The sequence below is a fragment of the Myxococcus sp. AB025B genome (genome assembly GCF_006518215.1).
GTDB lineage: Bacteria > Myxococcota > Myxococcia > Myxococcales > Myxococcaceae > Myxococcus > Myxococcus fulvus.
Map to the genome: position 1 here is coordinate 1 of NZ_SRLW01000700.1, position 476 is coordinate 476.

General features: G+C 65.1%; 1 protein-coding gene. It reads right to left on the reverse strand.

Annotation, left to right across the window (positions count from 1 at the left end):
• Positions 1-476, reverse strand: a 476-nt coding sequence (locus FL311_RS43570; RefSeq protein WP_141333592.1) for an aminopeptidase N C-terminal domain-containing protein, incomplete at both ends; no start/stop codon positions are given.

Genomic DNA, 476 nt, shown 5'->3' on the forward strand with positions numbered 1-476 from the left:
GCGCTGGGTTGCCCGAGCAGAAGCTGAAGATGAGCGAACGCGCTCGGTTCGGGTTGCGCAGCGTAAAGGCCGGATGAGTCATCAGGGCTCGAACGGTTTCCAGCGTTGGCTTGCCGGTGGTGCCCGGCTGCATGGCTTGCAGCGAGAACCACTTGTCGATGACCAGGGCGTCGTCGGCGAAGCGCGTGTAGAAATCGGCCAGTGCGGCTTCCCGGCCAGGGGCGTAGCTGTTGACCATCGCCGAGAGGGCGCCCATGCGGTCGGTCATGTTGGTGGCGCCGGCATATTGCCGTTCGGCCAGGGCCAGCGCTTCGGGGGCTTCGGTTTCCACCACATAACCGAGGGCGATGTTCTTGAGCGCACGCTTGCCTGCAGACACGGCATCGGGCGAGTAGGCGCCTTCGGTCTGGTTGTCCTGATAGGCGCGCAGCAGTTCCGCATTGAGCTGTTCCGCCAGGGTGCGGCGCAACGTCCGG